This window comes from Puia sp. P3 (assembly GCF_050632245.1).
Taxonomy (GTDB): Bacteria; Bacteroidota; Bacteroidia; order Chitinophagales; family Chitinophagaceae; genus Puia.
The window spans coordinates 5,286,108-5,311,729 of record NZ_CP192583.1 but is presented as its reverse complement, the minus strand read 5'-3'; the positions used below and the strand labels follow the sequence as shown (position 1 = coordinate 5,311,729).

31 protein-coding genes and 2 pseudogenes are annotated in these 25,622 nt (G+C 55.6%); all 33 read left to right on the top strand.

The window, feature by feature from the left end; genetic code table 11:
- Nucleotides 1–738 (top strand): RagB/SusD family nutrient uptake outer membrane protein, encoded by a 738-nt coding sequence (locus tag ACQ86N_RS33370; protein WP_431210814.1) that lies wholly within the window; start codon nucleotides 1–3, stop codon nucleotides 736–738.
- Nucleotides 707–1,729, top strand: coding sequence for a RagB/SusD family nutrient uptake outer membrane protein (locus ACQ86N_RS33365; protein ID WP_431210813.1), 1,023 nt, complete (start codon nucleotides 707–709; stop codon nucleotides 1,727–1,729). The genes ACQ86N_RS33370 and ACQ86N_RS33365 overlap by 32 nt, the downstream gene beginning before the upstream one ends.
- A complete protein-coding gene (locus tag ACQ86N_RS33360; protein ID WP_431210812.1) occupies nucleotides 1,701–1,844 on the top strand; it encodes a hypothetical protein in 144 nt (47 codons plus the stop codon). Before ACQ86N_RS33365 ends, ACQ86N_RS33360 begins: the two co-directional genes overlap by 29 nt.
- A gap of 69 nt (nucleotides 1,845–1,913) precedes the next feature.
- On the top strand, nucleotides 1,914–2,216 hold the full coding sequence (locus ACQ86N_RS33355; RefSeq protein WP_431210811.1) for a hypothetical protein: 303 nt from the start codon (nucleotides 1,914–1,916) through the stop codon (nucleotides 2,214–2,216).
- Nucleotides 2,210–3,520 (top strand): polysaccharide lyase, encoded by a 1,311-nt coding sequence (locus ACQ86N_RS33350; protein ID WP_431210810.1) that lies wholly within the window; start codon nucleotides 2,210–2,212, stop codon nucleotides 3,518–3,520. Before ACQ86N_RS33355 ends, ACQ86N_RS33350 begins: the two co-directional genes overlap by 7 nt.
- A 207-nt stretch (nucleotides 3,521–3,727) precedes the next feature.
- On the top strand, nucleotides 3,728–6,364 hold the full coding sequence (locus ACQ86N_RS33345) for a DUF6298 domain-containing protein (RefSeq protein WP_431210809.1): 2,637 nt from the start codon (nucleotides 3,728–3,730) through the stop codon (nucleotides 6,362–6,364).
- Nucleotides 6,361–6,555: a hypothetical protein gene (locus tag ACQ86N_RS33340; protein WP_431210808.1), complete on the top strand. Its 195-nt coding sequence runs from the start codon at nucleotides 6,361–6,363 to the stop codon at nucleotides 6,553–6,555. The genes ACQ86N_RS33345 and ACQ86N_RS33340 overlap by 4 nt, the downstream gene beginning before the upstream one ends.
- A gap of 5 nt (nucleotides 6,556–6,560) precedes the next feature.
- Nucleotides 6,561–8,837, top strand: a complete 2,277-nt coding sequence (locus ACQ86N_RS33335) for a DUF4038 domain-containing protein (RefSeq protein ID WP_431210807.1) — start codon at nucleotides 6,561–6,563, stop codon at nucleotides 8,835–8,837.
- Nucleotides 8,821–9,669, top strand: coding sequence for an SGNH/GDSL hydrolase family protein (locus tag ACQ86N_RS33330; RefSeq protein ID WP_431210806.1), 849 nt, complete (start codon nucleotides 8,821–8,823; stop codon nucleotides 9,667–9,669). Before ACQ86N_RS33335 ends, ACQ86N_RS33330 begins: the two co-directional genes overlap by 17 nt.
- Nucleotides 9,670–9,744: 75 nt before the next feature.
- Nucleotides 9,745–10,128 carry a hypothetical protein gene (locus tag ACQ86N_RS33325; RefSeq protein WP_431210805.1) on the top strand — a complete coding sequence of 128 codons (384 nt, stop codon included), beginning with the start codon at nucleotides 9,745–9,747 and terminating at the stop codon, nucleotides 10,126–10,128.
- Nucleotides 10,091–11,356, top strand: coding sequence for an exo-alpha-sialidase (locus ACQ86N_RS33320; protein ID WP_431210804.1), 1,266 nt, complete (start codon nucleotides 10,091–10,093; stop codon nucleotides 11,354–11,356). Before ACQ86N_RS33325 ends, ACQ86N_RS33320 begins: the two co-directional genes overlap by 38 nt.
- Nucleotides 11,353–11,652, top strand: coding sequence for a hypothetical protein (locus ACQ86N_RS33315; protein ID WP_431210803.1), 300 nt, complete (start codon nucleotides 11,353–11,355; stop codon nucleotides 11,650–11,652). The genes ACQ86N_RS33320 and ACQ86N_RS33315 overlap by 4 nt, the downstream gene beginning before the upstream one ends.
- Nucleotides 11,653–11,735: 83 nt before the next feature.
- Nucleotides 11,736–12,032 carry a hypothetical protein gene (locus ACQ86N_RS33310; protein ID WP_431210802.1) on the top strand — a complete coding sequence of 99 codons (297 nt, stop codon included), beginning with the start codon at nucleotides 11,736–11,738 and terminating at the stop codon, nucleotides 12,030–12,032.
- 13 nt (nucleotides 12,033–12,045) lie between these two features.
- Nucleotides 12,046–12,926, top strand: a pseudogene (locus ACQ86N_RS33305) (beta-L-arabinofuranosidase domain-containing protein); the annotation flags it as partial.
- Between the two features lie 481 nt (nucleotides 12,927–13,407).
- Complete coding sequence (locus ACQ86N_RS33300; RefSeq protein WP_431210801.1) at nucleotides 13,408–14,619, top strand: sialate O-acetylesterase; 1,212 nt, start codon at nucleotides 13,408–13,410, stop codon at nucleotides 14,617–14,619.
- Nucleotides 14,619–14,861 carry a hypothetical protein gene (locus tag ACQ86N_RS33295; RefSeq protein ID WP_431210800.1) on the top strand — a complete coding sequence of 81 codons (243 nt, stop codon included), beginning with the start codon at nucleotides 14,619–14,621 and terminating at the stop codon, nucleotides 14,859–14,861. Before ACQ86N_RS33300 ends, ACQ86N_RS33295 begins: the two co-directional genes overlap by 1 nt.
- A gap of 104 nt (nucleotides 14,862–14,965) precedes the next feature.
- Nucleotides 14,966–15,382, top strand: a complete 417-nt coding sequence (locus ACQ86N_RS33290; RefSeq protein ID WP_431210799.1) for a hypothetical protein — start codon at nucleotides 14,966–14,968, stop codon at nucleotides 15,380–15,382.
- A gap of 33 nt (nucleotides 15,383–15,415) precedes the next feature.
- On the top strand, nucleotides 15,416–15,721 hold the full coding sequence (locus ACQ86N_RS33285) for a glycoside hydrolase family 2 TIM barrel-domain containing protein (protein ID WP_431210798.1): 306 nt from the start codon (nucleotides 15,416–15,418) through the stop codon (nucleotides 15,719–15,721).
- Entirely contained in the window at nucleotides 15,706–17,010 is a 1,305-nt protein-coding gene (locus ACQ86N_RS33280) for a glycoside hydrolase family 2 TIM barrel-domain containing protein (protein WP_431210797.1), read from the top strand. The genes ACQ86N_RS33285 and ACQ86N_RS33280 overlap by 16 nt, the downstream gene beginning before the upstream one ends.
- On the top strand, nucleotides 16,962–17,330 hold the full coding sequence (locus tag ACQ86N_RS33275; RefSeq protein WP_431210796.1) for a hypothetical protein: 369 nt from the start codon (nucleotides 16,962–16,964) through the stop codon (nucleotides 17,328–17,330). The genes ACQ86N_RS33280 and ACQ86N_RS33275 overlap by 49 nt, the downstream gene beginning before the upstream one ends.
- Nucleotides 17,331–17,623: 293 nt before the next feature.
- Nucleotides 17,624–18,055, top strand: a complete 432-nt coding sequence (locus ACQ86N_RS33270; RefSeq protein WP_431210795.1) for an alpha-L-rhamnosidase N-terminal domain-containing protein — start codon at nucleotides 17,624–17,626, stop codon at nucleotides 18,053–18,055.
- A 35-nt stretch (nucleotides 18,056–18,090) separates the two neighbouring features.
- A pseudogene (locus tag ACQ86N_RS33265) lies at nucleotides 18,091–18,258 on the top strand (alpha-L-rhamnosidase N-terminal domain-containing protein); the annotation flags it as partial.
- Between the two features lie 49 nt (nucleotides 18,259–18,307).
- Entirely contained in the window at nucleotides 18,308–18,919 is a 612-nt protein-coding gene (locus ACQ86N_RS33260) for a family 78 glycoside hydrolase catalytic domain (protein WP_431210794.1), read from the top strand.
- Entirely contained in the window at nucleotides 18,882–19,124 is a 243-nt protein-coding gene (locus ACQ86N_RS33255) for a hypothetical protein (RefSeq protein ID WP_431210793.1), read from the top strand. The genes ACQ86N_RS33260 and ACQ86N_RS33255 overlap by 38 nt, the downstream gene beginning before the upstream one ends.
- Entirely contained in the window at nucleotides 19,108–19,812 is a 705-nt protein-coding gene (locus tag ACQ86N_RS33250) for a hypothetical protein (protein ID WP_431210792.1), read from the top strand. Before ACQ86N_RS33255 ends, ACQ86N_RS33250 begins: the two co-directional genes overlap by 17 nt.
- The gene (locus ACQ86N_RS33245; protein ID WP_431210791.1) at nucleotides 19,809–20,006 is read left to right on the top strand and encodes an alpha-L-rhamnosidase C-terminal domain-containing protein; all 198 of its coding nucleotides are present in this window, start codon (nucleotides 19,809–19,811) and stop codon (nucleotides 20,004–20,006) included. The genes ACQ86N_RS33250 and ACQ86N_RS33245 overlap by 4 nt, the downstream gene beginning before the upstream one ends.
- A 37-nt stretch (nucleotides 20,007–20,043) precedes the next feature.
- Nucleotides 20,044–20,712: a DUF3826 domain-containing protein gene (locus ACQ86N_RS33240; RefSeq protein WP_431210790.1), complete on the top strand. Its 669-nt coding sequence runs from the start codon at nucleotides 20,044–20,046 to the stop codon at nucleotides 20,710–20,712.
- Entirely contained in the window at nucleotides 20,655–21,545 is an 891-nt protein-coding gene (locus tag ACQ86N_RS33235) for a sialidase family protein (protein ID WP_431210789.1), read from the top strand. The genes ACQ86N_RS33240 and ACQ86N_RS33235 overlap by 58 nt, the downstream gene beginning before the upstream one ends.
- A gap of 55 nt (nucleotides 21,546–21,600) precedes the next feature.
- A complete protein-coding gene (locus tag ACQ86N_RS33230; RefSeq protein WP_431210788.1) occupies nucleotides 21,601–22,104 on the top strand; it encodes a dihydrodipicolinate synthase family protein in 504 nt (167 codons plus the stop codon).
- Complete coding sequence (locus ACQ86N_RS33225; protein ID WP_431210787.1) at nucleotides 22,094–22,585, top strand: dihydrodipicolinate synthase family protein; 492 nt, start codon at nucleotides 22,094–22,096, stop codon at nucleotides 22,583–22,585. Before ACQ86N_RS33230 ends, ACQ86N_RS33225 begins: the two co-directional genes overlap by 11 nt.
- Nucleotides 22,582–23,712: an iron-containing alcohol dehydrogenase gene (locus tag ACQ86N_RS33220; protein WP_431210786.1), complete on the top strand. Its 1,131-nt coding sequence runs from the start codon at nucleotides 22,582–22,584 to the stop codon at nucleotides 23,710–23,712. Before ACQ86N_RS33225 ends, ACQ86N_RS33220 begins: the two co-directional genes overlap by 4 nt.
- Complete coding sequence (locus tag ACQ86N_RS33215; protein ID WP_431210785.1) at nucleotides 23,705–24,541, top strand: dihydrodipicolinate synthase family protein; 837 nt, start codon at nucleotides 23,705–23,707, stop codon at nucleotides 24,539–24,541. Before ACQ86N_RS33220 ends, ACQ86N_RS33215 begins: the two co-directional genes overlap by 8 nt.
- A gap of 9 nt (nucleotides 24,542–24,550) precedes the next feature.
- Nucleotides 24,551–25,603 (top strand): 4-hydroxythreonine-4-phosphate dehydrogenase PdxA, encoded by a 1,053-nt coding sequence (pdxA, locus tag ACQ86N_RS33210; RefSeq protein ID WP_431210784.1) that lies wholly within the window; start codon nucleotides 24,551–24,553, stop codon nucleotides 25,601–25,603.
- Nucleotides 25,604–25,622: the final 19 nt, after the last annotated feature.

The window sequence follows — 25,622 nt, the reverse complement described above, 5'->3', positions numbered from 1 at the left end:
ATGAAAAAGACTTCTTCGATCATAATGATAGCGGCAATCGGCGCACTTGTTGGCTCCGGCTGCAAAAAGGTGCTGGAAAAGCAGGATCTGACCAATTTTACGCCCGATCAGGTCTTCAACGATTCGACCGTGGCGAAACTGGATATCGACTATATCTATAGCCAGAACCAGCCGGGATGGTTTGGAAACTCGGGCGGAACCCTCGGTACCTCGTATTCGGTCATCACCGATGAGCAGGCGGGGGACAATGCCTATGTAAAGGGTACGGTCACCAGCGATCTGGTGACGGATATCGGGAACCAGGCCAGCAGTGGCAACTATTTCAAGATCCGCACGATCAATATGTTCATCCAGAACATGAATGCCGGTTCGCTGGATCTGAGCGTGAAGAAACATTTTAACGGCCAGGCGTACTTCTGGCGTGCGTACCGGTATTTCGAGCTGGTAAAATTATATGGCGGGGTGCCGCTGGTAACGACTCCGCTGCCTGCTGTAGGGCCGGCGGCGAAGGCGGCTGCGAATCTGCCGAGGAATACTACGACGGAAACGTTCACCCAGATAGTGAAGGATCTTGACAGCGCGATTGCGTATCTGCCGACCTGGTGGGGCAATAATGCGGACTATGGCCGTATCACGGTGGGGGCCGCGCAGGCTTTCAAGGGGCGTGTGCTGCTGACGTGGGCCAGCCCGCAGTTCAACCCCGCGAATGACCAGACCAGTGTGGCAGGCGGCGTATGACGCCAGTACGGCGGCTATCGCGACGCTGTCGGCCAATGGATTTGGTCTTTACAAGAAATGGGATTATACCATGTGGACGACGGAAGGCAGCGCGGGTGGCAGCACTCCGCGGAATTCCGAGGCTGTGTGGGTGACCGAGTATAATACTTCCAATGTCGACAACGATCTGAACAATGAGAGCTACGATGCAGGCTGTCGTCCAAAGTATCTCTCGACAAGCGGTGGATCGAATACCCCGGCGTGGGAGCTGGCTGCGGCATTCCCGATGAAGGATGGAAAGGATACGCTGCACTCGGGCTATGCGTACAGCCTGCAGACCTTTTATAAAAACAGGGACCCCAGGTTCTACGAGACCATTGCGTATAATGGCTGCAACTGGGGGCTGAATGGTAACTCGACCTATCGTCTATGGACCTATTTCTACCCCAACACCAAGAGCAGTCCTACCAAGACAGCGAGCACCGAGACTTCGGCGAGTTCGTCCGGGTTCTATCTGCGCAAGGGTGTGGACCCGACGCTGACGCTGGCGTCCATGCAGAATGCCGGTACCGACTGGATCGAGATGCGGTATGCGGAGGTTCTGCTGAACCAGGCCGAGGCTGCTGCGGAAATTGGTAATCTGGGACAAACGCAGGAGGCCTATCAGAATCTGATCGCTATCCGCAAGCGGGCGGGTATCGATGCGGGTACGGATGGACTTTACGGGCTGACTGCGGGGATGACCCATGACCAGATGATCAGTGCGATTATGTTTGAGCGCAGGATCGAGCTGGCTTTCGAAGGCAAGCGCTACTGGGACCTGCGCCGCCGCAAGCTGCTGGAGAGCACGCTTAACGGGACTATGCGAAACAAGATGGTGGTTACGCTGAATGACAATAAGTCTTATACCGACTATATCCTGACTACGAGAGACAATAAGCGCGAATACGAGCCTGGACAATCTGTACACGACGAGTTTTACCGTGTCGATACAGACGGCGGATACGTATAAGCTGAATGTGCAGAGTGCGGATTATTTCTTTGGGATCCCCCTGAGCTCGCTGCAGAATAATGCGAATCTGCAGCAGAATAACACGTGGGGTGGGCCGTTCGATCCGTTGAAGTAAGGGCGCCCTTTGGGCGCCTGTGTAGAGGATTTTATTTAAATTACAGATACTCATGAAGAAGAACCGTTTTTGATCGCTGCCATTACCGCCTCGCTGGGGATATGTCATCCGGTGATGGCACAGTATCCGGATATTCCGCCCGATGTGAAGGCGGAGGCTGATGCCATGCTGAAGGAGACTTACCGGAGGAGTGATTCTGCCTGGCAGGTAGCTTTTCCGATTGTCGACAATGACGCCAGGCACGGGAAGCCGTATGTTCCCTGGGCGGCCCGGCCGACGGATCTGCCTCAGTCTTCGCTGCTGGCATTTCCCGGTGCGGAGGGCGGCGGCGCTTACTCTTTGGCGGGCATGGCGGAAAGGTCTATGTGGTGACGTCGCTGGCGGACTCGGGTCCCGGGACGCTGCGCTGGGCATGTGAGCAGGGTGGGGCGCGGATCATCGTTTTTAACGTAGCGGGTATCATCCGTATCAAGAGCCCGATCATCGTGCGGGCTCCTTATGTTACCATCGAGGGTCAGTCGGCTCCCGGCGACGGGATTTGCGTAGCGGGAGAGTCGTTCTGGATCAACACGCATGATGTCGTCATCCGGTATATGCGGTTCCGTCGGGGCGAGACGAATGTCGGACGCCGGGACGATGCACTGGGCGGGAATCCTGTAGGGAATATCGTTTTGGACCATGTGTCCACGAGCTGGGGGCTGGATGAGAATATGTCGTTGTACCGTCATATGTACGACCCGATGGATGGTTCGAAGGAGGAGAAGCATGGGACGGTGAATATCACGATCCAGAACTGTATATCGGCGGAGTCGCTGGATACCTGGAACCATGCTTTTGGAACGACGATGGGTGGTGAGAACTGTATGCTGGTGCGCAATCTATGGGCAGACAATACGGGCCGCAATCCTTCGGTGGGCTGGAACGGGATATTCAATTTTGTGAACAATGTGGTGTTCAACTGGCATCACCGGTCGATGGACGGGGGGGACTATACCAGTCTGTTCAATATTGTCAACAACTATTTCAAGCCGGGACCTGTTACGCCGAAGGATGAGGCGGTGGGGCACCGGATCCTGAAGCCGGAGAGCGGCAGGAGCAAGCTGAAGGCGAAGTATTTCGGTCGTTGTTATGTGAACGGGAATATCATGGAGGGTTATCCGGAGATCACGAAGGACAACTGGGCCGGGGGTGTACAGGTGGAAGAGCTGAAGGATGCCGGTCCGTATAAGGACTATATGAAAGTGGACAAGCCTTTCCCGATGGCGGCGGTGAAGATATTGCCGGCACAGGAGGCATTTAATTTTGTATTGACGAATGTAGGCGCTACATTGCCCAGGAGGGATGCGGTAGACGCGCGGGTAGTGGAACAGGTCCGTACGGGTAAAATAACTTATAAGGACGTGAATACCGATACCCTGCCTCAATTTCATGTTCGTAAATTGCCAAAGGATTCCTACAAGCTGGGGATTGTGACGGACGTCTTCGAGGTGGGTGGTTATCCCGTCTATCAGGGGACGCCATACAAGGATTCCGACAATGACGGATTGCCTGATGAGTATGAGGTCAAGCATGGGCTGAATCCTAAGGACCCGCTGGATTCCGCAAAGCCTGCTGTTAACGGCGGGGGTTATTCGAAACATAGAAGTCTATCTCAACACGCTGGCTTTGAGAGGTGAAAAGCCTATAAAGTAATGAAATTCATATATGCATTTGTCGCAGGTGCTTTCTTATTCGGACCCGTGACAGCTCAAAAGAAGCCTAGAGCCTTCTGAGCCGCCTTCTCCTGTTGCGGCTAAGGGTGGCACACCTGGTGTATACCCCTGATGACAGGGGGGATCAAATTCCTAGACTTTTCTTTTAGTGGATACAAGGGAGGAGACTCCGTGATACCCATCAGTGCCCGAGTTCGCGTCGTGATCCAGCGTATGGATGGCGACGCGACTTTTGCTATTCAGCGGGCGCTGGACTATGTGGCCGGTTTGCCGATGGATGAGTCTGGGCTGAGGGGGCCGTGCTGCTGGGACGGGGTATTTTCCGTCTCCGGCGGACTTGTGATGAGTGCGTCCGGTGTTGTGCTTCGTGGTAGTGGGATGGGAGAAGGCGGGACGGTGTTGGTTGCAGCGGGTACGGACCGGAGGACGCTGATCCGGGTGGCCGGTGGCGGTGGCCGTGAGGTGGGGAAGGAGGTGGACGTGACGGACGGTTACGTTCCGGTGGGTTCGCGGGTGTTGCATGTTGCCGGCGGGTTGCGTGTGGGCGCCGCGGTACTTGTACACCGGCCGTCTACGGAGGATTGGATCAAATTATTGGGGATGGAAAGTTTTGGCGGTGGTATTTCGGCGCTGGGCTGGAAGCCTGGTCAGCGGGATATTTACTGGGATCGCCGGGTCGTGGCGGTGAACGGGGATGCGGTGACGCTGGACGCGCCGATAACTACGGCGCTGGATGCGGCGTATGGGGGGAAGGTGGCTGTGTATCAGTGGGATCAGCGGATAACGAATGTGGGAGTGGAGAATCTGCGTCTACGGTCGGAATACGATAAGAATAATCCGAAGGACGAAGCGCATAGCTGGATGGCGATCACGATGGAGAACGTGAGTGATGCGTGGGTCCGGCAGGTAGTCGCCGAGCATTTTGCGGGTTCGGCGGTGGATGTGCTGGAGACGGCGAACAGGGTGACGGTAGAAGACTGTAAGTATCTGGCGCCGGTGTCCGAGATTGGCGGGCAGCGGCGAAATGCTTTTATAACCTCCGGGGGGCAGACGCTGATGCAGCGGCTGTATTCCGAGCGGGCTTTTCATGATTTTTCTGTTGGGTATTGCGCGCCTGGTCCCAATGCGTTTGTGCAGTGTCAGTCCTTTTATCCTTATGGGATGAGCGGGGCTATCGACAGTTGGGCGTCGGGGGTGTTGTTTGATGTGGTGAATGTGGACGCGCAGGTGCTGGGATTCGGGAACAGGGAGCAGGACGGGCAGGGCGCGGGATGGTGTGCGGCCAACAGTCTGTTCTGGAACTGTACGGCGGCGCGGATCAACTGTTATCGTCCGCCGGGTGCGCAGAACTGGTCTTATGGTTCGTGGGCGCAGTTTGGCGGTGATGGATACTGGAATGAGTCGAATGCGGTGATACAGCCGAGGAGTTTTTATTATGCGCAGTTGGGAGAGCGGCTTGGGGCGGCAGCTTCGGGCCGGGGCCAGATATTGCCAATCGAGACCGAGGCGTCGAGCAGTCCTACTGTAGCGCAGGCTGCGGCGCTGATCGCGTTGTCGAAGAAGCCGAGGGTGCAGATGACGGAATGGATCGACCAGGCGGCGCATCGGAATCCGATACCGGTGGATGCAGGGGGTGAGGCTATTCCTTTTTCGAAGGTTCCGGTGTACACGACGCCTGTGGTGATCAAGCCGGCGGCGATGAAGGTAGTGAATGGCTGGCTGACCCGGGGCGCAGTACTGGTGGGTCGACGTTATAATGAGCCGTGGTGGATGGGGAATGTGCGTCCTTATGGGATTGCGGAGGCAAAGCCGGCGATCACGCGCTGGGTACCGGGCAGGACGGGGACGGGGTTGACGGATGATTTGGCTGCGGCTACGGATGAGATGCGGGAGAAGCATGTTGTCGCGCTGGAACATAACTATGGGTTGTGGTACGACCGGAGGAGGGATGACCACGAGCGGATCAGGAGGATCGACGGCGATGTGTGGCCGCCTTTTTACGAGCTGCCTTTTGCGCGGAGCGGGAAGGATACGGCGTGGGACGGGCTTAGCAGGTATGACCTGACGAAGTACAATCCCTGGTACTGGTCGAGGCTCCGGAAGTTTGCGGACTTTGCCGATCTGAAGGGGTTGGTCCTGGTACACCAGAACTATTTTCAGCACAATATTATCGAGGCGGGTGCGCACTATGCGGATTTTCCGTGGCGGCCGGCGAACAATATCAACAATACGGGATTCCCGGAGCCGCCGCCGTTTGCGGGGGACAAGCGGATCTTCATGGCCGAGCAGTTCTATGATACCTCGGATGCGGTGAGAAAGAAGATACACAGGGCTTTTATCCGAAAGTGTCTTGCGAATTTCGAGGGGAATAGCGGGGTGATCCAGGAGTTGGCGGCGGAATTCACGGGGCCGTTGCATTTTGTGGATTTTTGGCTGGACAATATCCGGGTGTGGGAGCGGGAGAAGGGCGTAAAGGAGATTGTCGGTCTTGCGACGACGAAGGACGTGCAGGATGCGGTGTTGAAGGACCCGGCCAGAGCCGCGGTGGTGGATGTGATCGATATCCGGTACTGGTATTATCAGGAGGATGGGAAGGCCTATGCGCCGCTGGGTGGTCAGAGTCTGGCGCCGCGGCAGCATGAGCGGCTGCTTAAGCCGAAGCGTCCGTCTTTCGAGCAGGTATACAGGGCTGTCAGCGAGTACCGTCGTGCGTATCCTTCGAAGGCGGTGATGTATTCGGCGGAGGGGGTGATAATTTCGGATGGGCGGTGTTTATGGGTGGGGGTTCGCTGGCGAATATCCCTGTGACCGATGCCGCGTTTCTGACGGCTGCGGCGCGGATGGCGCCGGTTGATCTGCCGGGGAGCCCGAAGGGGGTGTATGCGTTGGGAGATGGGAAGGGGGATTATATTATCTATGTGGCTTCGGGGGCAGAGGAGCCTAAACTGGAGGGTAAGGTGCACCGCATCGATGCGAGGGTTTTGTGGATTGAAAAATGATCGACATGAGAAGAAGAGTTTTGTTTTTACTGATATTTTGTTTGTTCGCGGGGGTGGTGACGCCGCAAGGGTTTCCTGTCGGCACTGCTCCATCGGGTGAGCCGGCTCTGCCGGCTCTAAGGGTGTCCGCGAATAAGCGGTTCTTCATGACTGCCGACGGAAAGCCTTTCTTTTGGCTGGGGGATACGGGGTGGTTGTTGCTGAGCAGGCTTGGGCGGGAGGATGCGGACAAGTATCTGGAGGACCGGAAGAAGAAGGGGTTCAATGTGATCCAGGTGATGGTGGTGCATGGGCTGGGGGATGTCGATGCGAATGGGGACAGTGCATTGGTTGCTAAAAATCTGGCAAAACCAAAGGATATTCCCGGCGGATACTGGGATAATCTGGAATATGTGATCGATAAGGCCGGGGAGAAGGGGATCTATATAGCGCTGGTGCCGGTGTGGGGCGGTGTGGTGAAGCAGGGGAAGATCGGTCCGGCTATCGGAAAGGCATATGCGCAGTTCCTTGCGGCTCGGTATCGCCGGAAATCGAATATCGTCTGGATGAATGGCGGGGATATCAGGGGGTCGGACTATCGGGATACGTGGAATGCGATCGGGGCGACTCTCCGGGCGCAGGACCCGGGTCATCTGATCACCTATCACCCGTTCGGCAGGACCTCTTCGTCCGAGTGGTTTCATCAGCAGGCATGGCTGGATTTCAACAGTGTGCAGTCGGGGCATCGCAGCTATGAGCAGGATACCGCTGTGGGCGAGCATAATTATGGCGAAGACAACTGGAGGTATATACAGGCGGACTATCGGCGCAGGCTGGTGAAGCCGGTGCTTGATGCGGAGCCTTCGTATGAGGGGATACCGCATGGGCTGCACGATACGACGCAGGAGCGCTGGGGTGCCGATGATGTTCGTCGATATGCGTACTGGTCGGTGTTTGCGGGCGCGTGCGGGTTTACCTATGGCGACAATTCCGTGATGCAGATGCTGCGTCCGACGGACAAGGGCAGTGCGTATGGGGCGAAGGAATTTTGGTTTGACGCCATCAATGACGCGGGGGCGGGACAGATGGGGTTTCTGAAGCGGCTGGTGTTGTCGAAGCCTTATTTCGAGCGGAGGCCGGATCAGTCGCTGGTTGTCAATCAGGGATCGAAGTATGACTATGCTGCCGGTACGAGGGGTGCGCAGTACGCCTATGTGTATACATATACGGGTCGCCGGCTGGTGATCAATCCTTCGGGACTGGGGCTGGCGCAGGTGGAGGCTTCGTGGTTTAGTCCTAGGGATGGGAGTTATCATATGATCGGGCTGTTCCCGGGAAAAAAGGAATTTTCTGTCGATCCGCCGGGCAGGCCTGCGCCGGGGAATGACTGGGTGCTGGTATTGGAGAAGCCCGGGCCGCATGCTTATCTGTTCACGTCGTTCCGCGAACCTGCGGTGGACGGGCTTTATTTTCTGGCGAGCGGCGACGGGAAGCACTGGACGGATCTTGGAGGGTCGTGGCTGAAGCCGGCGATCGGCGAGAAGAAGCTGATGCGTGATCCTTCGATGGCGCAGGGGCCGGACGGGGTCTGGCATCTGGTGTGGACGAGCGGATGGAATGGGGACAAGGGATTTGGATATGCCGACTCGAAGGATCTGATACACTGGAGCGAGCAGCGGTATATACCGGTGATGGAGGGGGAGAAGGATGCGTTTAACGTTTGGGCGCCGGAGATCTTCTATGAGAGGGATAGTGCGCAGTTTATTATCGTGTGGGCCACGACGATACCGTACCGGTTTCCGAAGGGGCTGGAGGATGAGAAGAACAATCATCGGCTGTATTGTACTACGACGAAAGATTTTAGGACGTTTGCTCCGACGCGGCTGTTCTTCGATCCGGGCTATAGTTCGATCGATGCGATGATCGTGCAGCGGGGGGATCATGATTTCGTGTTGGTTTTTAAGGATAATACGAGGCTGCAGCGGAATGTTAAGGTGGCTTTTAGTGCAAGCGCGTCGGGGCCGTATGTTCGCGACTCGAAGGCGTTTACTCCGGAGTTTACGGAGGGGCCGACGGTGGCGGAGGTTGGCGGTGGTGCGCCGGCCGGGAAGGTGTATTATATTTATTTCGACAGCTACAGGGAGAAGAAATATGGGGCGGTTAGGACTTCGGATTTCAGGAGTTTTACCGATGCGTCGGATGAGGTCTCGGTGCCGTTGGGGCATAAGCATGGGACGGTGGTTTCCGCGGATTGGGGGATAGTTGAAAAATTATTAAAAGAAAGACATGAGCACACGCCGTGATTTTATAAAGACTGCTTCGTTAGGACCATTGGTCGTTCCTGAAATAGAGTTTGGGAAGAAGAAGGTCAGGTTGTCCGGGGGAGAGGTGATCCTTTTTCAGGGAGATTCGATCACGGATGCGAGGAGGAAGAAGGACGACAAGGAGCCGAACAGTTCGCCGGCGCTGGGGGTGAGCTATCCATTTTTTGCCGCGGGTGAATTGTTGTACAGGGCGCCGGAAAAAGACTTTAAGATCTATAACCGCGCGATCAGCGGCAATAAGGTGTATCAGTTGGCGGATCGGTGGGATGTGGATTGTCTTGACCTGAAGCCGACGGTGCTGAGTATCCTGGTGGGGGTGAATGATTTCTGGCATACGCTGGTCAACGGGTATAAGGGAACGGTGCAGACTTACAGGGATGACTATAAGAAATTACTGGACAGGACGAAGAAGTCGTTGCCTTCGGTGAAGCTGGTCATCGGGGAGCCGTATGCGGTGAAGGGGGTGAAGGCGGTGGATGGTAGATGGTATCCGGGTTTCCCGGAGTATCAGCAGGCGGCGCGGGAGATTGCTGATGAATATGGAGCGGCTTTTATTCCGTATCAGGAAGTTTATGATAAGGCTATGAAGTCGGCGCCCGGAAGTTACTGGACGGCGGACGGGGTGCATCCGACGATGGCGGGGGCGAAGTTGATGGCGGAGGCGTGGATGAAGGTGGTGAGTTTTTTGCTGGTGCTGGTGTTTGGGGTTGGGATAGTTCGGGCGCAGGATGGGGTACACTATAGTGGAACGACGATATCGAATGTGGACTATCATCATGGGCGAGCTGGCGCCGGTGGTGGGCGTGCATAATATTCAGGTATTCCGGGCGAACAGGAGCACCCTGAACTGGCGGAGGATTCCGGGTGGACCTATAACCATGCGCCGATGCTGGCGTACTGGAACAGAAAATTTTATCTCGAATATCTGAGCGACAAGGTGGGGGAGAGTATACCGCCGGGACAGACGCTGCTGCTGACTTCGGATGACGGGTCTGTCTGGACGAAGCCGAAGGTGCTTTTTCCACCGTACAGGGTGCCCGACGGAACGACGAAGGAAGGGCATCCGGGAGTAGCTAAGGACCTGTTTGCGGTGATGCACCAGCGGATGGGGTTTTATGTTTCGAAGAAGGGGCGGTTGCTGGCGCTGGGGTTTTATGGCATCTGTCTGGACCCGCATGATGACCCGAATGACGGACTGGGTATCGGAAGGGTGGTCCGGGAGATAAAGGCGGATGGCGAGCTGGGGACCGATCTATTTTATTCATTATAATCCGGCGTGGAGTGCTTCCAATACTTCATATCCCTATTATACTTCGAGCAGGGACAGGGGTTTTGTGGAAGACTGTAACGAGCTGATGGCGACGCCGCTGATGATGATGCAGTGGGTGGAGGAAACGGACAGGAAGGACCCGCTGATCCCATTGCACAAGGACTATAAGGCTTTTAATTTTTATCATCTGCCGGATGGAAGGGTAGTGGGGTTGTGGAAGAATGCACTGACCTCGATCAGCAGGGACGAGGGGAAGACCTGGTCGTCTGTGGGGAGGGCGCCGCATTTTGTCAACGCCAATGCGAAGATCTGGGGGCAGAAGACGTCGGACGGGAGCTATGCGGTCGTGTACAATCCGTCGGAGTTCAGGTGGCCGCTGGCTATTTCGACGAGCAAAGATGGGCTGGACTATACCAATTTGCTGCTGGTGGAGGGTGAAATATCGACTGCGCGGTATGGCGGCGCTTATAAGAACTATGGTCCGCAGTATACGCGGGGTATTATCGAAGGGAATGGCGTTGCGCCGGACGGGAATATGTGGATCGCGTATAGTATGAATAAGGAAGATATCTGGGTGGGGACGATACCTGTGCCGGTGACTTCTGTGGCGGATAAGGACGCGGATGATGTGTTCGACCGGCTGCCGGCGGGGAAGGAGCTGAAAGACTGGAATGTGTATAGTCCGTTGTGGGCGCCGGTGCGTATCGGGAAGGACGCGCATGGGGCGCGTTGTCTGGTGTTGAAGGACGAGGATCCGTATGATTTTGCGAAGGCGGAACGGGTATTTCCGGTGGCGAGGCAGATGCAGGTGGAATTTGCGGTGACGCCGGCGCAGGCCGACCGGGGGCAGCTGCAGATAGAGGTGCAGAGCGAGCAAAACCTGCCTGCTATGCGGTTGAGCTTTGAGCCGGACGGGAATCTGATCGCGAAGGCGGGCGCCAGGGTGAAGAACGTATTGAAGTATGGTGCGGGACAGACCTACGTGGTGAAGCTCTCGCTGAATATGGATACGAGGATGTATACCGTGAATGTGAACGGGAAGGAAATGTTCACGCAGCTGTTTTTTGCTCCGGTGCCGGCTTTCGGGCATATCGTATTCCGTACGGGTGAGGCGCGGCGATATCCTGGGGCGGAGTCGCCGGCAGAGGCGTGGGAGGATGTTCAGCATGCGGGGGATAAGGTGCCTGCGGCGGAGTATTGTATTTCGTATTTGAAAACGAGTAAATGAGAATTAAAGGGATCATAGGGTTTGTTTTTTTATGGGGAGTGGCTTTGGGGCAGGAGAAAGCTGTACCTGCTACGCAGGTGACGGCCGTAGGTGGTTTTGTTGGTGGAAGACTTGAAAAGAATAGGGATAATTTTTTGAAGACATTTCCGATAGGGAATTATGTGACGATGTTGGAGGAGCGGAAGCATACTGCGTGGGACTGGAGGCAGGGCGAGCAGCCGGGGAAGCTGGCTGGAGTCGGCGATTTTGACGGCTGCGCGGACGAAGGATGTTGCCCTGGAGCGGGAGGTGCGTGAGATGTTTGAGCGGATGCTGAAGGCGCAGTCGGCGGACGGGTATCTGGGAGTCAGTAAGAAGCCGTTGCGGGGGATGGATGCGTATGAATTGTATTTTACGCAAGCATGCGTTGCTGACGGCCTATGAGGTGTGGAAGGATCGTCGCGGACTTGTTGCGGCCAGAAGGTTGGGGGATTATTTTTTGAATCATATCGGCCCGGGGAAGGAAGAATTCTGGCCGTCTCCTGTGCATGCTCCGGACAATAAGGGCACGGTATTGAAGGGGACGATGCATTCGGAGATTGCGGGGCATAGTATACATTATTCGTGGGAGGGGAGTTTGCTGATCGATCCGATGATGAGACTCTATCAGCTCGAGCGGGGACCGGCGATATTATGACTGGTGCAAATGGGTGGTGGGGAATATAGACAAATGGAGTGGCTGGGACGCTTATTCTAATTTAGACAAGGTGGCCGATGGTGTCATGGGGATCGACAAGGTGCAGCCCTATGTGCATACTCATACCTTTCAGATGAATTTTCTGGGGTTGTTGCGGATGTATGAGGTGAGTGGAGATACGAACTATCTGAGGAAGGTGGTGGGGGCGTGGAAGGATATTGCGAGCCGGCAGTTGTATATAACGGGTGGGGTTAGTGTGGGTGAGCACTATGAAAAGGATTATATCAAGCCGTTGACGGGGGAGATGATGGAGACCTGTGCTACGATGTCGTGGATACAGTTGTCGGAGTATCTGCTGGAGCTGACGGGGACCCGAAGTATGCGGATGCGATCGAGCGGATCTGCTTTAATCAGGTGTTTGCGGAGCAGACGATCGATGGGGATGCCAGTCATTATTTTACGCCGCCGAATGGGGTGGTGCCGAGGGGATATTTCCGGGAGCCGGACTGTTGTATGGGGAGTGGGCATCGACTGATGTCGATGTTGCCGGGATTTATTTATGCGACGGGGGAAAAGAATGTTGCTCGGGGGGAAAAGAGTGTTGCGGCGGCGGGAAAGGGTTCCCCGGGGGATGTTTTCGTGAACCAGTTCATTCCGTCGACGGTGGTGTTGGGAGGGGTGCGGGTGGAGCAGCGGACGGAGTATCCTTCGGACGGAAAGATCGAGATCGGGATCGGGCCTGAGCGCGCTGCAGAGTTTGCGGTGCATGTTCGGGTGCCGGGGTGGTGTGTCAGGCCGGTGGTGAAGGTAAATGGTGTTGCGGCGGCTGGGGTTGAAGCGGGTAAATATGTGGTGGTGAAGAGGGTTTGGAAGAAAGGGGATAAGATCGAAGTGGAGCTGCCGATGCCGCTGGCCTGGGTGCGGCATGAACATTATTTGAAGACGTCGGACCGAAAACCATATAAGAACTCGCCAGATGCCGATGCTCCGTATGCGCTGGTGAGGGGACCGGTGGTCTATGCTGTGGATGATCTCTGGTACAAGGGGGACACGGCGGATTTTCGGGGGAGTATGGATAGTGTGAAGTATGTATTGGGTGATGTATCCGGATTTAAAACTGTCGGGGCAGGTCCGGGTATTTTGGGACCGGGGTATGAAGTGCCGGTTGTGCTTGGGAACGGAAGGCAGGTGGAGATGCCTGTGTATCCGTTTGCAAACATTGGGAAATGGTACCGGGATGCGGAGCATAAGCCGGACAGCAATGTGGCGGCGTGGAAATATGCGATATGGCTGAAGGGTGTGGCGCCGGTGAGTCTGTCGCTGCCGAAGATATTCGAAGACAATATGGTGTTGCAGAGAGGGGAAGAAGGTGCCTGTGTGGGGTGTTGCTTCGCCAGGCCGCTCCGTGACTGTGGAATTTGGTGGGATGGTGCGGACGGTGCAGGCGGGCAGGGCTGGAGAATGGCGGGTCGAGCTTGGGCCGCTGGATGCGTCTGCGATTGGGAGAGAGCTGTTGGTGCAGGATGATGCGGGGGAGACGGTGAAATTTAAAAATGTTTTAGTGGGTGAGGTGTGGTTGTGCAGCGGACAGTCGAATATGGAGTATACGATGCGGAAGAACAGCAAGTTCGATACGGTGGAGGAAGCGGGGGATGCGGAGATCAGATTGTTCCTGGTGGGGACGCATTACAGTAGGCGGGAGACGCGTGGTGTGTGGACTCCGGCTGTGGGTGAGGGGTTGCGTGCGTTCTCGGCGCCGGGGTATTTCTTTGCGAAGGAATTACATGATCGGTTGCACGTGCCTGTGGGGGTGATCGCGAATGCCGTGCCGGGGAGTGCGATAGAACCTTTTTTAGGGGATAGCGGTAAATTCTATACGACGATGGTGAAGCCTCTTGCTCCATATGGGATCAGGGGGTTTTGCTGGTATCAGGGAGAGACGAATTGTTTTGAGAACGATACGGTAGCCTATCCGGGTAAGATGAAGAAATTGATCGAGGGGTGGAGGGGAATCTGGGAGGGGGCTGATCTGCCTTTTTATTTTGTGCAGATAGCGCCTTTTTACTATTCGAAGAGCAGTGGTGGTAGCCAGGCGCATAGTGTGGAGTCAGAGGCCGATTTTTGGGGTGCGCAGGAGAAGGCGCTGGCCCTGCCGAATACGGGGATGGTGGTAACGTCCGATCTGGTGGATAGTTTGCAGGACCTGCATCCGGGGCATAAGCGCACGGTGGGGCGTCGGCTCGCACTGTGGGCGCTGGCGAAGGACTATGGGCAGGAGGTGGCGTATTCGGGGCCAGTGTTTAAGAGTTTGGTGGTGAAGGGAAGAAAGATCGGTTTGGTTTTTAATGAAGTTGGCAGCGGGCTGATTAGTCATAATGGAAAGGCGCTGGACTGGTTCGAGGTTGCGGGGCCTGACGGGAAGTTTGTTCCTGCGAAGGCGAAGATAGACGGGGGCGATAAGGTGGTATTGTCGTCCGGGGTGAAGGACCCGAAAGTGGTCCGGTTTGGATGGAATGAAGCGGCTCAACCTAATTTATTTAATAAGGAAGGATTGCCTGCGATGCCCTTCCGGGTAAATGTCGATTGATGAAAAGCACGATTTTTCTTATGTTGGTTTTTGGCTGTCTGGCGGCGGCCCGTGGTCAGGAGACGGAGAAGGTGTTTCTTTCGGGCACGGGCAGCGACCATACTGTCAACTGGCAATTCTATTGTACGGAGGGTCGTAATTCGGGTAAGTGGACGACGATTGCCGTGCCTTCCAACTGGGAAGCTGCAGGGGTTCGGGAAATACAACTATGGTCTGGACAAGGATTCGTTGCGGGGGCATGAGAAGGGGATATACAAATATTCGTTTGACGTGCCTGCGGGCTGGAAGGGGAGGAGGGTGAATATCGTTTTTGACGGGAGTATGACGGATACGGAGGTAAAGATCAATGGAAAGTCGGCGGGTAAGACGCACCAGGGGGTCTTTCTACCGATTTAAATACGATATATCGAAGCTGCTGCGGTATGGGGGGTCGAACAGGCTGGAGGTGACCGTTAGTAAGGAGTCTTCGAATAAGAGTGTGAATATGGCGGAGCGGCATTGTGATTTCTGGGTTTTCGGCGGGATCTACCGGCCGGTGTTCCTGGAGGCTTTGCCGGCGCAGCATATCGGTAGCCAGGCTCTTGACGCCCGGGCGGACGGGAGTTTTTCGGCGGTAGTGCGGCTGGAGGGTGTGACGAATGCCAATCAGCTGTCGGCGCAGGTGTATACGCTGGGCGGGGAGAAGATGGGAGCGCTTTTTTCCGCAGCTGTGCACTGGGGGGATACGGTGGCCAGGCTGAAGGCTAATTTTTGCGGCCGCTGACCTGGAATCCGGAGTCGCCGAATCTGTATAAAGTTGTGTATAGTCTTGCGGGCGCCGGGGGTGGTACACCGGGTCGAACAACGTTTTGGCTTCCGGACGGTGGAGCTGCGGGAGCGGGATGGCATCTATGTGAACGGGGTGAAGATAAAGTTCAAGGGGGTGTGTCGTCATTCATTCTGGCCGGAGACGGGCAGGGCGCTGAATAAGGCGCTGAGTCTGGAAGACGTCCAGCTGATCAAGGATATGAATATGAATGCGGTGCGGATGTCCCACTATCCGCCGGACGATCATTTTCTGGATGTCTGTGATTCGCTGGGGTGTTTGTGCTGGATGAACTGACGGGCTGGCATCATGCCTACGATACCGAAGTAGGGTCGGGGTTGGTGAAGGAGATGATCGAGAAGGACGTTAATCATCCGAGTATTGTTGTCTGGGACAACGGGAATGAGGGTGGATTTAATTTCGATCTGGACCCATTGTTCGACCGGTATGATATCCAGGGCAGGCCGCTGATCCATCCGTGGGCGGTGTTTCGGCATACCGATACGCAGCATTATATTAACTATGACTACGGCAATGAGACGTACTGGCATGGGCATGATATCGTATTTCCGACCGAGTTCCTGCATGGGTTGTATGATGGGGGGCATGGTGCGGGGTTGTCGGATTTCTGGGAGCTGATGTGGCATGAGCCGTTGTCGGCGGGTGGGTTTCTCTGGGATTTTTCGGATGAGGCGGTGGTGCGTCGCGACTGGCATGATTCGCTGGATACGGATAGGGACCATGGTCCGGACGGGATACTGGGGCCGCACAGGGAGAAGGAGGGAAGTTATTATGCGGTGAAGGAGGTTTGGTCGCCGGTGAAGATAGAGAGGAGGGAAGTGACGGCGGCGTTCGATGGGAGGTTTGCAGTTGAGAACAGATATTTTTATACGAATCTGAAGGAGTGCCGGTTTTCGTGGAGGTTGGTGAAGACGCTGGGGGTTTCGGCGGCTGCGGAGCCAGGGACTGCGGGAGCGGTGGATGCACCGGATGTGGCTCCTGGGGCGAAGGGGACGATCGTGTTATCGTTGCCGGCGAACTGGAGGACGTATGATGTGCTGGGGCTGGTGGCTACGGATAAGTTTGGCAGAGAGATTTATAGCTGGACCTGGCCGATCGTGAGACCTGATGTGGTCGCGGCGAGGATGGTGGATACGGTAGGTATCGGGACGGCGTCGGTTGGTGGGGAGGACAGCTCGTATTGTATTGTCGGCGGGTGGCGTGAAGGCCTGGTTTGGGAAACAGTCGGGTTTGCTTCGGAAGGTGGAAAATGGGAAGGGGAGGATTCCTTTTCTGATGGGCCGACGCTGGCGATGGGATCAGGCGTGTTTGTGGCTTTGCAGCAGCGGATGGAGGGGAGGAATGCGGTGATCGAGGTTAGTTATGCGAAGCAGAGTATTACAGAGAAATTGAGGTGGACGATGTATCCGTCGGGCTGGCTAAAAATGGAGATCCATTATTTCCGCCGGAATATGACTATGATCTGCTGGGTGTTAATTTCTCCTATCCGGAAAGCGGTGTCAGGGGGATCCGGTGGATGGGCGATGGTCCGTACCGGGTGTGGAAGAACAGGGAGCAGGGGGTGACGCTTGGGGTATGGGATAAAGTCTATAACAATACTATCACGGGGCAGGGCGGGTGTGTCTATCCGGAATTCAAGGGCTATTTCTCGGATTTTTACTGGATGCGGATGGATGGGGCGGGGCAGCCGTTCACGGTGGTGTGTGCTAACGAGGATGTGTATCTGAGGCTGTTCACTCCTGCGGAACCGGTAAAGACCTATAATACTGCGCCGGCTTTCCCGGGTGGGAATATCTCTTTTATGCAGGGGATACCGGCGATCGGGACGAAGTCGCAGAAGCCGGAGCGTGCTGGGGCCTTCGGGGGCGAAGAACATGTATTATGATTATGGAAGGAGTGGGGACTATGCAAAGGTGATCGGGTTGTATTTTGATTTTTCGGGTAAATAGATGAAGGGAAAATAAATGAGGTATCGCTGGTACTATATTATTGTTTTTTTGCTTGGAACGGACCTGTGGTTGCGCAGAAGGCTGAGGGGTTGACGTGTGAGCAGCGGATCGATCCGCTGGGCATCGATGTGGCCCGTCCGCGGTTGGGCTGGAGGGTAATGGCGGACAGGCAGACGGCGTACCAGGTGGTGGTCCTGGGTGAGAAGGAGAGCTATGGAATTCGGGGAAGGTGGAGGGTAGTCAGAGCTGGATGGTGCCTTATGGGGGAAAGGCGTTGGAGAGCAGAGAAGTCTGCCGGTGGAAGGTGAGGGTTTGGACGGCTGCGGGGGAGAGTCCGTGGAGTGAGGAGGGGAGGTGGACGATGGGGTTGCTGAATGCGTCGGACTGGAAGGCGAAATGGATCGGGTATGACGGGGGATTTTCGTGGGACAGTGTATCGAAGTTCTCGAGGTTGTCGGCGAGATATTTCAGGAGAAGATGGTATTCTGATAAGGGTATTCGGAGTGCGACTTTGTATATCGCGGGGCTGGGGCATTATGAGGTAAGGGTGAATGGAGCGCCGGTGGAGAAGGATTTAGTGTTGGCTCAGGCGCCGACGGACTATACCCGGTCGGTGTTGTACAGAACGTTTGAGGTGCCCTGCCGTCGGGGGAGAATGTGATCGATGTGGTGCTGGGTAACGGGCGGTTCTTTACGATGCGTCCGAAGTACAAGCCGAAGAAGATAAAGGAATTTGGGTTCCCGAAGTTGTTGTTGCAGCTGGAGCTGGAAGATAGCAGCGGGAGGCGACGGACGATCGTCAGCGATACGAGCTGGAGATTTACGGCGGATGGGCCGATACGGTCGAATAATGAGTATGATGGGGAGGAGTGTGATGCCAGGAAGGAATTGAAGGACTGGATGAAGCCGCAGGTTGTCGCGTCTCCTGGGGGAAGCGCTGCGGGCGCAGATGAATCCCGATATAGGGGTTCTGGATGTTATTCATCCGCAGCGGTTGTGGAAGGCGGGGGACAGCGTGTGGATGCTGGACATGGGGCAGAATATGGCGGGCTGGCTGAGGATGCGGGTTTCGGGGCAGCGGGGAACGGTGGTGCGTCTAAGGTTTGGCGAGACGCTGAAGGCGGATGGAGAATTGTATGTGGCCAATTTAAGGGATGCGAAGGCAACGGACGTATATACGTTGAAGGGAGAGGGGGTTGAGGACTGGAGACCAAGTTTTGTCTTTCACGGTTTTCGTTATGTGGAGGTAAGTGGTTATCCGGGAACGCCGCTAGCGGACGATTTTTCGGGGGAGGTTGTTGGGGATAAGATGGAGGGGGCTGGTAAGATAGAGACTTCGGATACGATCCTGAATAAGATATTGAAGAATGCGTGGTGGGGGATCAGTGCAAACTATAAGGGGATGCCGGTGGATTGTCCGCAGCGCAATGAGCGGATGCCCTGGCTGGGGGACAGGGCGACAGGCTCGCTGGGGGAGAGTTATTTCTTTGGCAACGGGATGTTGTACGCCAAGCTGGCTGGATGATATCGAAGAGTCGCAGAAGCCGGACGGGCAGCTGCCGGATGTTGCGCCTGCTTACTGGAATTATTATAGTGATAATATGACCTGGCCGGGAGTGTATCTGATGGTCGCGGATATGTTGTACAGGCAGTACGCGGATGAAGCGCCGATCAAAAAGCACTATGCTTCGATGAAGAAGCTGGATGAATTATATGAGTACGAAGTATGAAGTGGACGGCATCATGACGAAGGACAAGTATGGTGACTGGTGTGTGCCGCCGGAGTCTCCGCAGCTGATCCATTCGAGGGATTCTTCCCGGATGACGGATGGGAAGCTGATCGCGACTGCGTATTACTATCATTTGCTGGGGTTGATGAAGGAGTTTGCGGGGATCTTGGGTTTTGCGGCGGATGCAGGGGAGTTTGGAGTGAAGGCGGAGAAGGTGAAAATGGCTTTTAATAAGCAGTTCTTTGACGCGGCAGGCGGGTGTTATTCCAATAATAGTGTCACGGCGAATTTGTTGCCTTTATATTTTGGGATGGTACGGGAGGATAAGAAAGAGGTGGTGTTTAAACATATCACGGATAAGGTCGGGCATATCAGCACGGGGGTGATCGGTACGCAGTGGCTGATGCGGGGGTTGACGGAGAATGGGAGGGCCGATCTGGCTTATAAGCTGGCTTCGAATACGGACTATCCGAGCTGGGGCTATATGGTGAAGCAGGGGGCTACGACGATCTGGGAATTGTGGAACGGGAATACGGCTGACCCGGCGATGAACTCGCAGAATCATGTGATGCTGTTGGGTGATCTGGTTACGTGGTGTTTTGAGGATCTGGGCGGGATAGCACCAGCAGCGCCGGGGTTCAGGAGGATCAGGATGAAGCCGGTGTTTCCGGCGGGGTTGAATTTGTGAAGGCTTCCTATACTACGCCGTATGGGGATGTCGTGAGTAACTGGAAGCGGGATGGTGGGGTGATCCGGTGGGATGTTAGGGTGCCGTGTAACGCGGAGGCGGAGGTTTGTCTGCCTTCGGGAGAGGGGGGCGTGGGTGGTCCGGGAAAGGTGGTTACTGTTGGTTCGGGGAACTATCATTATGAAATAAAATAAAGGATATGAGAATAGTTGCGTTTATTTTTTTGTGGTTTTGACGGCGGGTGTTAAGGCTCAGAAGGCTGCGGAGTGGGTCGGGTCGCTGAAGCTGGGAGATACGGCGAAGGAGAACCGTCTGACGGCGGTGCTGGAGCAGCATCTGCGGGCGGTGAAGATGTATAATGACGAGCATGTGCCAATGCCGAAGTCGGCTCATGACAGTCTGATGAACGGGTTGAGGAAGGACCTGCCCGATTCGCAGGTGAATAAGATATTGGATAAGTATACGGTGGGCAAGGTGGATTTTACTTTACGTGGCTATAAGGCGATCGTGCCTGATCTGACGCCGCAGGAGGAATCTGTGATCCGGAAGAATCTGGAGAAGGCGAGGGAGGAGGCGATGGATGTGAAGAATATGAAGCAGATATCGGCGGTTTTTGAGATATACAAGACGAAGAATGAGCAGTATCTGAACTCGAATGGGAGGAACTGGCATGAGTTGTTCAAGGCGTATGTGAACGAGGTGAAGAGAAAGAAGGTGATTGTGGCGGAGGAGTTCCTTTATGATACGGCGGCTTTTCCGGAGTGTCATGCTGCGACTATTGCAGAGACGCCGGGGGATTGGTGGCGGCGTATTTTGGGGGGACTAAGGAGCGGAATCCGGATGTGTGTATTTATGTCAGCAGGAAGGCGCAGGGGGCGAAGGTGTGGACGGCGCCGGTGAATGTGGCGAACGGGGTGCAGGGGAATGGAGGTAAGGAGAATGGTGCCCGGGGAGCGGGGGGTAAGGGGACTGTGGTCCGGTATGCGTGTTGGAATCCGGTGTTGTATCAGATATCGGCCGGCGATCTGTTGTTGTATTATAAGGTGGGGCCGAGTCCCGCGAAATGGAAGGGGTGGCTGATCCGGTCGAAGGATGGAGGTGCGAGCTGGTCGAAGCCGGTGGCTTTGCCGGAGGGGTTTCTGGGGCCGATCAAGAACCAGCCGGTTGCGTTGAGCAATGGCAGTCTGATCTGTCCGACGAGTGTGGAGGATGGGGGATGGAAGATCCACTTCGAGCTGACGACGGATGGGGGTAAAACCTATACGATGGGGGGTGCGGTGCCTGCTGCCGCGGACCTGAAGGCGATACAACCAACCATATTATTGCATAAGGACGGTACGATCCAGGCGCTGAGCCGGAGTCAGAACAGGGCGATCCTTTCGACCGAGTCGAAGGATGGCGGTGCCAGCTGGTCGGCGCTGGAGGCTACTGCATTGCCCAATAACAATTCGGGTATCGATGGGGTCACGCTGGCGGATGGCCGTCAGTTACTGGTGTATAACCACGCATTGCCGCCGGCGGGTGAGACGAAGGGAGAAAGGTCGCCGCTGAATGTGGCTGTTTCTCCGGATGGGAAGGACTGGTATGCGGCGCTGGTGCTGGAGGATGACCATACGGGTCAGTATTCTTATCCTTCCGTGATCCAGTCGAAGGATGGGATGGTACATATCGTTTACACTGGCACAGGAAGAAGATCAAATATGTGGAGGTGGACCCGTCGAAGCTGGAGTTGAAAAAATCGAGAATGGAGTATGGCCGGAAACGGTTAAAAAATAAAAAGGAGGTCTTATGACTACGCTTGAAAAAAAGTTTGTTCCGGTGATGATCACTCCCTTCAATCTGAAGGCGAAGGTGGATCTGGACGTTGTGTCGACGCTGGTGGAGTTCTATCTGGCGGCAGGAGTCAAGGGATTTTTCGCGAACTGTCTCAGCAGTGAGATGTACAGTATCAGCGAGGACGAACGGCTCGAGCTGACCCGGCATGTCGTTCGGGTAGTGGACGGCCGGGTGCCGATAGTGGCGACGGGATCGTTTGGCCTGACGATCGAGGACAAGGCAGATTTCGCCGGCCGGATCTATGATACGGGTATCGATGCGGTCATCCTGATCACCGGTCACTACGCCAATGTGGAGGACGGCGACAGTGTTCTGTTGCGCAATTTCGAGAAGATGTTCCGGCTGACGAGGAATATTCCGATGGGGCTTTACGAGTGTCCGGCGCCGTATAAACGGATCATTTCACCGGAAGTTTTTAAAACACTTCTGGGGACGGGGGAGGCTGGTGTATCATAAAGATACGTCTATTGAGCTGGAGCAGGTGAAGGCCAAATTAGATGTATTGAAACTGGGTGATTATGGCCTCGAGTTCTATGACGCGCATACGCCGAATGCGATGTATTCGCTGCAGATGGGTGCGAAGGGGATGTCTTCGATCTCGGGGAATTTTTATCCGGAGATACTGGTCTGGATGGTGGAGCATGCGAATGATCCGGACAGGCAGGAAGACGTGCGTTGGCTGCAGGGCGAGCTGAGCCGGGTAGACCCGCTGATACATGTCGCTTACCCGATGAGCGCCAAGTATTTTTTGCAGAAGCGGGGGTTGCCGGTGCGTACGATCAGCAGGGCGCATGCCCTGGAGCTGACTGTGCAGCAGAAGCAGGTGCTAGACGATATTCACTATAGTTTTTTTGGGTGGTGTGAGCGGCTGGGTATTCAGCCGGTGCAGACGGGGAAACTGATCAAAAACAAAATGCCGTTAGATCCGCCGATATGATGACGATTTATTTTCCGGGAAAGTTAGTTTTTGGCAATGGGGTGATTGGGGGATTGGTGGAGGAGGTGCTGCGGCTGGCGCCGCAGCGGGTGTTTGTTTTGACGATCGAGCCGTTGGTTGATCTCGTGAGGAGTTTTGATTTTGAGGGGATCAGCGTAACTATTTATACGGGTATTGTTGCGGAGCCGAGCTATGAAGACTTTTATGAGGTGATGAGGGACGCGGAGGCTTTTGATCCGGATGTGATTATAGGGATCGGAGGTGGAAGCGTGCTGGATCTGGCCAAGATGGTGGCGGCGCAGCTGGGAAATGAGCAGGGGTTGGATCAGTGGGTCGGGATCGGGTTGCTGAAAGGAAGGGCCAGGAAGCTGGTTTGTGTTCCGACTACTTCCGGGACGGGAAGTGAGGTGTCGCCGAATGCGATATTGGTGGATGGCAGGGACAATCAGAAGAAGGGTTTTATCAGTCCTTTTCTTGTGCCGGATATTGTGTACGTCGATCCGTTGCTGACTGTGAGTGTACCGCCGGCTATTACAGCGGCTACGGGGCTGGATGCGCTGACGCACTGTCTGGAGGCTTATACGAATAAGTTTGCGCAACCTTTTATCGATATGTATGCGTTCGAGGGAATGCGGCTGATCGCCGCGAACCTGGTGCGGGCGGTGAAGCAGGGGGATGATGGGGAAGCGCGGTCGCAGGTGGCGATGGGGAGTCTGCTGGGGGGCTTTTGTCTGGGTCCGGTGAATACGGCTGCGGTGCATGCGCTGTCCTATCCGCTGGGGAGTAGTTATCATTTGCCGCATGGTCTGTCCAATGCGCTGCTGCTGCCCTATGTCATGGCATTCAATATTCCCGCGGCGGTGGACCGGTATGCAGATGTGGCTGTGGCGCTGGGTTGTGACCGGGATGGGGATGCGATGGCCACGGCGCTGAAGGGCGTTGAGAAGATCAGGCAGCTGATCCGCGAGTGCGGGATACCGGCGACACTCCGGGAGGTTGGAATAGCTCAGGAGGCGATTCCGGGGATGGCGGCGGATGCGATGAAGATCGTCAGGTTGCTCAAGAATAATCCGAGGCCTGTAGGGCTGGAGGATGCTATTGGTATTTATAAATCTGCGTATGAATAAGAAATATGGGGGTGTGGTCGTGCCGATGGTCACGCCGTTGAATGGGGACTATAGTCTGGATGTAGTTGCGGTGGAGCGGCTGCTGTTGTTGTTCCGTCAGCACGGGGTCCAGCCTTTTGTCCTGGGGACTACCGGCGAGGCGTCGTCGATGCCGGCGGGTTTGAAGCAGGAGTTTGTCCGGGTAGCGGGAAGGGTGAAAAAGGCAGGGGATGTATTGTATGTGGGGATTGGTTCGAATTGTCTGGCTGATTCGGTGGAGGCAGCGAAGTTTGCTTTTGGCGCGGGTGCGGACGTCGTAGTGGCGACCCTGCCGTCCTATTATATGCTGACGGAGGCGCAGATGGAAGGGTATTTCGAGCGGCTGGCGTCGCAGGCGGGCGGGCCGCTGATCATTTATAATATTCCGGCTACGACGCATCATACTATTCCGGTTTCGGTGATCGACAGGTTGAGTCACCATCACAATATTGTGGGGGCGAAGGATTCGGAGCGGAGTGAAGAGCGGCTGTCGGCGTCGCTAAAGCTGTGGTCGGGGCGTCGGGATTTCAGTCATTTCCTGGGCTGGACGGCGAAGTCTGGCGAGGCATTGCTTGGCGGCGGGGATGGGCTGGTGCCGAGTACGGCGAATTTTGCGCCGGCGCTGTACCGTGATATGCTGGAGGCGGCGGCGCAGGGGGACAGAGAGAAGGTCGGTGCGCTGCAGGCCTTGTCCGATGAATTGGGAAATTCTTATCAGGCGGGGCGGCTGCTGGGCGAGTCGCTGGCGGCGCTAAAGCGGATCATGGAAAAAGAAGGGCTTTGTGGGGCTACGATGATGCCTCCATTATAAACAAATTGTATGACAGAGAAACCGATCATAGGAATTACGATGGGCGACCCGGCGAGTATCGGACCGGAGATCGCGATAAAGGCATTTTTGGCGGATAAGGTCACGGGTGTCTGCCGGCCGCTGTTAGTCGGGGATGCGGGTGTTTTGGCGAATACGGCGAAGCAGCTGGGTCTGCCGGTTGTGGTGCGGGGTGTTTCGAAGGTTGCCGATGCGAAGTTTGAGCCGGGTTTCATCGATGTGCTGGATATGAAAACGGTGGATCTTTCTGCGCTGGTGATGGGTGAGGTGTCGGCTATGGCGGGGCACGCGGCTTTTGAGGCCGTGCGAAAAGCGATAGAGCTGGCGCTCGCAGGGGAAGTGGATGCTACGGTGACGGGGCCGATCAATAAGAAGTCGATCAACGATGCCGGACATCATTTTGCCGGGCATACCGAGATATATGCGCATTATACGAATACGGCCAAATACGGGATGCTGCTGGTGGAGGAGAATTTAAAGGTGATACATGTGTCGACGCATGTATCGCTGCGGCAGGCCTGCGACCTGGTGAAGAAAGAAAGGGTGCTGTCGGTGATCGGGCTATTGCAGGATGGTCTGATCTCGCTGGGTGAAAAGAATCTGAAAATAGGCGTTGCGGGGCTGAATCCACACGCGGGAGATTCGGGGCTATTCGGGACCGAGGACGATCTGGAGATCCTGCCTGCGGTGGTCGCGGCGAGGGAGCTGGGGTATGACGTGGATGGCCCTGTGCCGCCGGATACGTTGTTTGCCAAGGCGGCGACGGGGCATTATGGCGGTGTGGTGGCGATGTATCATGACCAGGGGCATATCCCTTTTAAGCTAAACGGGTTCAAGTGGAATGCAGAGAAGCAGCAGATGGACAGCGTGAAAGGGGTGAATATTACGATGGGGCTGCCGATCATCCGGACGTCGGTGGACCACGGGACGGCGTTTGAGATCGCCGGGAAGGGGATTGCGAGTGCGGATGCGATGATCCTGGCGATCGGGGCGGCGGTGCAGTTGGTTGCGTCGCGTACCGCGGGTAGAGGGAATAATGGATAGTTATGATAGCGGTTATAGC